Raw genomic sequence first — 8,055 nt, forward strand, 5'->3', positions numbered from 1 at the left:
AAGGCCGGATGGAGCCCCGACTACCTCGCCTCAATCCTCGGTCAACTTCCCCGTTAACCTGGATTCGCAGCCCTGCGCGCCGCGGAGTGTCTCAGTTTGAAATTTTGGCTACGCTTCAATCACCTGTCCGAAAGCAGTGATCGGATGTAGCGTGACCGCCGGTCGTTCCAGCCGCAAATTTTGCAGCGCGAGCCATCGAACTCATGAGGGCAGTTTTCATATCCGTATACAAGGTGGGAGCACTCAGGACAAAGGTATGCCATTTTGGAGGATGAAGCACGATATTTGCTACGGCACTCGTCGCAGCGTCTCCACTCGTCATCGTTTGTTTCTGTTGTGGTGGGCATCAGCCGTTCACCGATCGCTTCTTGTAGGGACCGCGCTTTCCTGGCTTCGCTGCAACTCATGCTTTCCGCTAAGCATATAGGCGCTTTCGCCTACGCCTTCAAACGGGACATGCGGGAGGGTGAATTTCAAACTGAGACACTACCCGCGCCGCATAGCGTTCAGGGCACCTGTACAAGAAGGGCGGCAGGAAGTACGAACGGCCAAGATTGTTTGGCTGGCGCGGCGCTAGCCCCGGCATGTGCTCCATGATGAGCGCGGAACCCTGAATTCCGAAAGAACGAGATGTCCAACTTCGATGGTATTGTTCCCGCGCTGGCACAAGCGCTGGAAAAACGCGGTTATTCCGACCTGACACCGGTGCAGAAGGCGGTGCTGGAGCTCGGCCAGGCCGATGCGCTGGTGTCGGCGCAGACCGGCTCGGGCAAGACCGTTGCCTTCGGCCTTGCCATGGCGCCGACGCTGCTCGACGGCGCGGGACGTTTCGGCCCGGCAGCGGCGCCGCTGGCTCTGGCGGTGGCGCCGACGCGCGAACTGGCGCTGCAGGTGACGCGCGAGCTCGAATGGCTCTACGAGCCGACCGGCGCCACGGTTGCCTCCTGCGTCGGCGGCATGGACATGCGCACCGAACGGCGCGCGCTGGATCGCGGCGCCCACATCGTCGTCGGCACGCCGGGCCGGCTGCGCGACCACATCACCCGTAATTCGCTCGACATGTCGACGCTGAAGGCCGTGGTTCTCGACGAGGCCGACGAGATGCTCGATCTCGGCTTTCGCGAAGACCTCGAATTCATCCTCGATGCCGCACCGGCCGAGCGCCGCACGCTGATGTTCTCGGCCACCGTGCCGCGCTCCATCGCCACGCTCGCCCAGGGCTATCAGCGCGATGCCGTGCGCATCTCGGCCGCCGGCGAGGAAAAGCAGCATCTCGACATCGAATACCGGGCGCTGAATGTCGCCCAGGCCGACCGCGAGAACGCCATCATCAACGTGCTGCGCTTCTATGAGGCCAAGAATGCGCTGGTATTCTGCAACACGCGTGCCGCCGTCAACCATCTCACCGCGCGCTTCAACAATCGCAATTTTTCGGTCGTGGCGCTGTCGGGCGAGCTCAGCCAGAACGAGCGCAGCCATGCGCTGCAGGCGATGCGCGACGGCCGCGCCAAGGTGTGCATCGCCACCGATGTCGCGGCGCGCGGCATCGACCTGCCCAACCTCGAGCTGGTGATCCACGCCGACCTGCCGACCAACCCGGAAACGCTGCTGCATCGCAGCGGCCGCACCGGGCGTGCCGGGCGCAAGGGCGTCAGCGCGCTGATCGTGCCCAACAGCGCCCGCAGGCGCACCGAGCGGCTGCTGCAAAGCGCCAAGCTGACGGCGACATGGGCGAGCCCGCCCTCGGCCGACGACGTAATGCGGCGCGACGACGAGCGCATCCTTGCCGACCCGGCCTTCGACGAGCCAGTGAAGGACGACGAGCGCGCTTTCATCGACGCGCTTCTCGCCAGGCACGGCGCCGAACAGGTGGCGGCCGCTTTCGTGCGCCAATGCCGGTCCAGCCGCTCGGCGCCCGAGGACCTCATGGATGTCGCGCCTTTCACACCTTCGCGCGAAAGACCGGCGGGCGAGAAGTTCGCGCACCGCGACGAGGCGCCCGGCCGCCGCGACGATTTCGGCGCCAGTGTCTGGTTCTCGCTGTCGGTCGGGCGCCGGCAGAATGCCGAGCCGCGCTGGCTGATCCCGATGCTGTGCCGCGCCGGCAGCATCAGCAAGCGCGAGATCGGCGCCATCAAGATGCAGCCGGAAGAGACTTTCGTGCAGATCGCCGCCGACTGGGCGGAGCGTTTTCTCGCCGCGATCGGTCCCGACCGCAAATTGCAGGGCAGCATCGTGGTCAAGCGACTGGAGGGCACGCCTGACTTGTCGCGGGCGGGCTATCAGCCGCCGAGCCCGGACAAGAAACCGCATCGCGGCAAGGCGTCGTCCGACCCGAACGCACCGAAGCGCAAATTCGAGAAGCGTGCGCCGGCTTCGACCGACCAGCGCCCGGCAGCCGCGCATGAGGCAAAACCGTGGGCGAAGAAGCCGGGCAAGCCGAAATTCGAAAATGCCGGCGCGCCGAAGCACAAGAAGGCCAAGAAGCGTCCGTCGTAAGACCGGCGCGAATGCGGGACCGCTGATTTTGCGCGTCAGGGTGCGCTCGTCTCGGAATGCTGGCGGGATGCGCTTTCGCCGAGGCCGGCCTTGATGGCGGCCCAGCTTGCCGAGGCCGGCGTCGGCCGGTGGTTTTGGGCGATGCGCTCCGCCAGCGAGGAGCGCCAGGCGTGGTCTTCCGCCATCCTGCGGATCGCGGCGTACCAGCCGGCCTGGTCGTTGGGGTCGATCGCCGGCATCAAGCCGCCGCTTGCCTCGATCAGCGACGGCGCGGTCGAGACGATGACCGGAACGCCGAAGTCGAGACACTCCGAGGCGCCGTAGCCCCAGCCCTCTATATGCGAGGGAAAGACGCCGAAGGAGGCGCTGCGATAATACTGGATGAGCTCCTCGTCGCTGACCAGCCCGGTGAACGTGACCGACTGGAGCAGCTTCGGATGCGCCGCGAGATAGGCGCGCAGCGGCTCGATCATCCAGCCCCAGCGCCCGGCGCAGACAAGCCTCGGCAGCTTGACGCCTTCTTCCAATGCCTGCTGCCAGATGCGCGCCAGGAGGATGTGGTTCTTCCGCACTTCGATGGTCGAGCAATAGATCACGAACGGGTCGCCCGTCTCGATGCGCGAGGTCGCGCCCATGCGCGAAGCGGTTTCGTGCAGGATGGAAGGCATCGGAAACCGATACACCACAGGCGCGGCGATGCCGGCCTTGCGCATGTGATCGGTCAGCGTCGCGCCGACCTCGTCGGAGGCGCAGAACGCCGGTGCGCCGGCGCGCACCAGCTGTTCGAGACAAGAGCCGAACCGGGCCTCGGCGATGCTCGAACCGATCAGGTCCGGGCGCAGTGTCGGGATGAGATCATGGCAAAGGAAGGCAAGTTTGCCGACGGCGCTCGAGACCGCGGATCGGTGCTGCTGGATCAGGAAGTGATGGCTGATGAGCACGAGGCCCGGCTCCACCTCGATGCTCTGGCCCGGCGCATCGGGCTCCGCGCCCAATCGGATCCGTGCCCGCTGGTACAGGCGACAGGCGCGGATCAGCAGCCGCGTCGCCTGGTAGGCGACCCCTTTGCGGCCATTGGTCACCGTCTTGGCAAGATGACGGTCCGTCTCGCGCTTGTCCCATGGCTGTTGCCTCACCGCCGCGAAAGCCTGCGACAGGGCCGTGCGTCTTCCCGGCCACCGTTTGACGCGGTGCGGTGAAATCCGGTCCGCCGCGACATGATCCAGTTCATAAGGGGTAAGCGGCCGAAACTTGGCCTCGTTCGGCCTGAACGCCACCACCTCCACGCAAGGATCCGGATCCGCCAGCGCCGCGTTGACGAGAAAGCTCTCCACGCGCGGAATGCCCGCCAGGCCCTTGCCGGGCGGCCAGAACATCAGCCCGGTGGCGTCGATGGCCAGAGAGACCCGTCCCGGTGGCATCGTCACCTCGTCATTCGCGGTCACCGCGCCGGCATCGGAACGTTCGACTGTCATTGCCTGCCTTGGCCAGAACGGTTGCACTCGATGTCTTATGCTGCATTTGCCGCGAAGGCGGTAGCCATGGGCGGCTTGCCCATCGGCTCGGCCGTGTGCCACATCTTGGCAGGGACGTGGCGACCAAGGGGGTGGGCGATGCGCGGCGAAGTGCTTCACTATGACGAGGACCAGGGCTTCGGCTTCATCACCGGAGCCGACGGCAACCGCTACACCTTCACCCGCGAGAGCCTGCGCCGGCAAACCGCCATGCCCAGCGGAACGGTGGTCGAGTTCCAGGCGGGCGGCGGCCAGGCGCGCGACGTCTTTTCGATCGCCCAGACCACAGGCCCGGTCGCCGACGCCGGGGTCAGCGCCGCGCCGGCTCAGTCCGGTCCCGTGCCCATGGCCGGCGCGTCGCAGCCGCAGCATTTCGGCCGATCGTCCGAGCCGGCGGAGCCCACCGATCTCTGGGGCTATTTCTGGCGTGGCTTGACCCGGAACTATTTCAATTTTCGCGACCGCGCCCGCCGCAAGGAATATTGGGGCTATTGCCTGTTCTGGACGATTGCGCTGTTGGTGGTCATCGGCACCGGCGTTTTCGCCGATTTCGAGATGGGCAATTTCGACAACGCCGAGGTGCCGGCGATGACAGTCGGGCTTTTCGGCCTTTTCCTGCTCGCCACCTTCCTGCCCGGTCTCGGCATGATCGTGCGTCGCCTGCACGACCTTGGCCTGACCGGCTGGCTCTGCCTGCTGATCCTCATCCCGACCTTCGGCAGCCTGATCATCCTGGTCTTCGCGCTGATCCCGACACAGGCGCGGGAAAACCAGTGGGGACCGGTCCCGGCTGGAGTCAGGACACAATCTAGCGTGCATATTGCAATTGTTAACAACCCTGGATAGCATTTGTTCATCGCATCGCAAGGGGGGGAAGGCTATGCGCGGCACAGTTTATCACTACGACCAGGATCAGGATTTCGGTTATATCAACGGGGTCGACGGCACCCGCTATTTATTTGCGCGCAAGGATCTGAACGAGGGGGCGGCCCTCGTCAGAGGCGCTGTCGTCGAGTTCCAGCCAGACGACGGCGCGGCGCATGATATAGTCGCCGTGCCCTCGCCGTCTTCAGGCGCGGGTCAGCCACCGCGGCGAGGCCAGCCTGCCGAAAAGCGGTCTGCCGGTTCCACGGGACTCTGGGCCTATTTCGGGCGCACGGTGAGCGTGAATTATTTCAATTTCAACGGACGCGCCCGCCGCAAGGAATTCTGGGCCTTTTGGCTATGTTTTCTTCTTGTGCAGGTAGCGCTTGTTGGCTTCGGGATCCTTGTCAATCTCGCCGTCAACGGCTTCGGCGCCAATGCGGGCAGGAGTTCGATAGGCTTCTTACCCGCCATTATCTACACGCTGGCGTTCGGCTTCTCATGGATTGCGTTAGTCGTACGACGCCTGCACGACGTCGGCCTGAGCGGCTGGCTTGTCTTGGTCTGCTTCATCCCGGTCATCGGCGAAGCTGCCTTGCTGGTCCTCGGACTTATGCCGTCCCAGGGAGGCAAAAACCCCTGGGGATCGGTACCGGCAGGGGTCAGGGTTTAGCGACCAGTTCCCGAGAGAAAGTCACTCCCAAAGAACGACCGTTCCGACCTTCGTCATGGATGAAGATTCCGCTTGCAATTTAATCCGTGCACAGATAGTCTGCGCACGGATCGAATATCGATCGGGCAAGATGGATGGAGCAGACAATGTGGACCAATGAATACACCGCGACTTCTCCGCTTCCGGCGCAAGCCATCTGGAACGCGCTCAAGGCCTTGCATGAAGGCCGCCTGACCTATGAAGGCTCCGACACCTTCGTGCTGCACGGGCCGTTCGCCAAGGGCAGCCGCGTGTCGGTGACGCCGGTCGGTCAGGACACGTTCGAATCGACCATCGTCGATCTCGTCGACAATGTGACCTATGCCGACGAAACCTCGTTCGGCGACACGACGCTGCTGTTCCGGCACACGCTGGTGCCCGTCGAAGGCGGCACGCAGGTGACGCACCGGCTCGATATCTCCGGCCCTTCGGCCGCCGAGGTCGGTCCGGAACTCGGGCCGCAGATCAGCGGGGATTTCGACGTCTCGATGACCAGACTGTTCGAACAGGCGGAGGCGTTGGCGAACCATGGCTGAACTCGACACGCGATTCAAGGGCGGGCCATCGGAGAGCCCCGGATTGCTGCTCTGGCGAACCACCATGCGCTGGCAGCGCGTCATGACGGCGGCGCTGGCGCCGCTCGACCTGACACATGTCCAGTTCGTGCTGCTCGCCTCGGCGATGTGGCTCGGCCGCAATGGCGAACCGCCCAACCAGGTGCAGCTCGCCGCCCAGGCCGGCACGGAGGTGAAGATGACATCGGATGTCGTCGCCCGGCTGGAGGCGAAAGGATTGATCGCACGCGAGCCTGATCCCCGGGATTCCCGAGCCAAGGTGATCCGCGTCACATCAGCCGGGGCAGCGGCCGCACAGCAAGCGATCGTCGCCGTCGAGACCGCCGACGCGGCCTTTTTCGAGCCTGTGGACGAGGCGCGGCTCGTCGGCCTGCTGCAGCAGCTGGCCGGCGAGATCCGCTGAGGCCGAGTTGCCCTGCGGCTTAGGCCAGGAACCTGCCGATGATCGCGTCGCCCATCTCGACGGTACCAACCTCGGTCATGCCGGGGGAGAAAATGTCCTTGGTGCGCAGGCCCTGGTCGAGCACAGCGGCGATTGAAGCTTCGAGCTTGTCGGCCTCATCGACCATGCCGAAGGAATAGCGCAGGCACATGGCGAAGGAGGCGATCATGGCGATCGGGTTGGCGATGCCCTTGCCGGCAATGTCGGGGGCAGAGCCGTGTACCGGCTCGTAGAGCGCCTTGCGCTTCTTGGTCTTCACGTCGGGCGCGCCGAGCGAGGCCGACGGCAGCATGCCGATCGAACCGGTCAGCATGGCGGCGATGTCGGACAGCATGTCGCCGAACAGATTGTCGGTGACGATGACGTCGAACTGCTTTGGCCAGCGCACCAGCTGCATGCCGCCGGCGTCAGCCAGCATGTGGTCGAGCTTGACGTCGGAATAGCGCGCCTTGTGGGTCTGGGTGACGACCTCGTTCCACAACACGCCCGACTTCATGACGTTGCGCTTTTCCATCGAGGTGACGTGGTTCTTGCGGGTCCGCGCCAATTCGAAGGCGACGCCCGAAATGCGCTCGATCTCGAACGTGTCGTAGACCTGCGTGTCGATGCCGCGCTTCTGGCCGTTGCCGAGATCGATGATCTGCTTGGGCTCACCGAAATAGACGCCGCCGGTCAGCTCGCGCACGATGAGGATGTCGAGGCCTTCGACAACTTCCTGCTTGAGCGAAGACGATGCGGCCAGCGCCGGATAGCAGATTGCCGGGCGCAGGTTGGCGAACAGCTCCATGTCCTTGCGCAGGCGCAGGAGGCCTGCCTCGGGGCGCACCTCGTAAGGCACGGCATCCCATTTCGGCCCGCCGACGGCGCCGAACAGCACCGCATCCGCGGCCATCGCCTTTTCCATGTCGGCATCGGAAATCGCCGCGCCATGCGCATCGTAGGCGCAGCCGCCGACCAGGCCCTCGTCGGTGACGAAGCCGCTGCCGAGCTTTGCGTTCATGGCCGCGATCAGCTTCTTGACCTCGGCCATGGCCTCGGGGCCGATGCCGTCACCGGGGAGCAGGAAAAGATGCTTCGTTGCCATGGAGAAAACCGTCCCAGAAAGATTTGAACCGCGGCCTTGCTAAACGCCAAGCGGTTGCAGCGCAAGCCGTAACGGGGAGGGAGAACGCCGCGATCCGAACAAGGCACCGTCGGCGACCCTTCGCGCCCCCCTCTGTCCTGCCGGACATCTCCCCAACGAGGAGGGAGATCGCCTATAATATCGGTCTTCGCAAATGTCAGGCGTTTAAAGAATAGCGCGGTTAGCAAAGCTGCCGATCTCCCCCCTCGTGGGGGAGATGTCCGGCAGGCCAGAGGGGGGCGCTGTCCCGCCGGCATATCCAAGTTACTGCCCCACGGAACACGCCATCACCGATGCGAGAGAATATTAACCAGCCTGCCGCAGGG

7 protein-coding genes are annotated in these 8,055 nt (G+C 64.5%); 5 read left to right on the forward strand and 2 right to left on the reverse strand.

Annotated features, from left to right (window positions below; genetic code table 11):
* The first annotated feature begins 630 nt into the window (after positions 1-630).
* A complete protein-coding gene (locus tag FJW08_RS31985) occupies positions 631-2,499 on the forward strand; it encodes a DEAD/DEAH box helicase (protein ID WP_140813730.1) in 1,869 nt (622 codons plus the stop codon).
* A gap of 35 nt (positions 2,500-2,534) precedes the next feature.
* Here the strand turns inward: FJW08_RS31985 and FJW08_RS31990 are convergent, their stop codons facing one another.
* Positions 2,535-3,974, reverse strand: a complete 1,440-nt coding sequence (locus tag FJW08_RS31990; RefSeq protein WP_140813731.1) for a glycosyltransferase — start codon at positions 3,972-3,974, stop codon at positions 2,535-2,537.
* A gap of 138 nt (positions 3,975-4,112) precedes the next feature.
* Between FJW08_RS31990 and FJW08_RS31995 the strand changes: the two genes are divergently transcribed.
* From FJW08_RS31995 to FJW08_RS32010, 4 genes are all read left to right on the forward strand, one after another.
* Positions 4,113-4,859, forward strand: a complete 747-nt coding sequence (locus FJW08_RS31995) for a DUF805 domain-containing protein (protein ID WP_140813732.1) — start codon at positions 4,113-4,115, stop codon at positions 4,857-4,859.
* Between the two features lie 34 nt (positions 4,860-4,893).
* Positions 4,894-5,550: a DUF805 domain-containing protein gene (locus FJW08_RS32000; protein ID WP_140813733.1), complete on the forward strand. Its 657-nt coding sequence runs from the start codon at positions 4,894-4,896 to the stop codon at positions 5,548-5,550.
* Positions 5,551-5,696: 146 nt separating this feature from the next.
* Complete coding sequence (locus FJW08_RS32005; protein ID WP_140813734.1) at positions 5,697-6,125, forward strand: polyketide cyclase; 429 nt, start codon at positions 5,697-5,699, stop codon at positions 6,123-6,125.
* Positions 6,118-6,567: a MarR family winged helix-turn-helix transcriptional regulator gene (locus tag FJW08_RS32010; protein WP_140764845.1), complete on the forward strand. Its 450-nt coding sequence runs from the start codon at positions 6,118-6,120 to the stop codon at positions 6,565-6,567. Before FJW08_RS32005 ends, FJW08_RS32010 begins: the two co-directional genes overlap by 8 nt.
* Positions 6,568-6,586: 19 nt before the next feature.
* Here FJW08_RS32010 and leuB read toward each other — a convergent pair whose 3' ends face one another.
* A complete protein-coding gene (gene leuB / locus FJW08_RS32015; RefSeq protein ID WP_140764848.1) occupies positions 6,587-7,690 on the reverse strand; it encodes a 3-isopropylmalate dehydrogenase in 1,104 nt (367 codons plus the stop codon).
* Between the last annotated feature and the right edge of the window lie 365 nt (positions 7,691-8,055).

The sequence above is a fragment of the Mesorhizobium sp. B3-2-1 genome (assembly GCF_006439515.1).
Classification (GTDB): domain Bacteria; phylum Pseudomonadota; class Alphaproteobacteria; order Rhizobiales; family Rhizobiaceae; genus Mesorhizobium.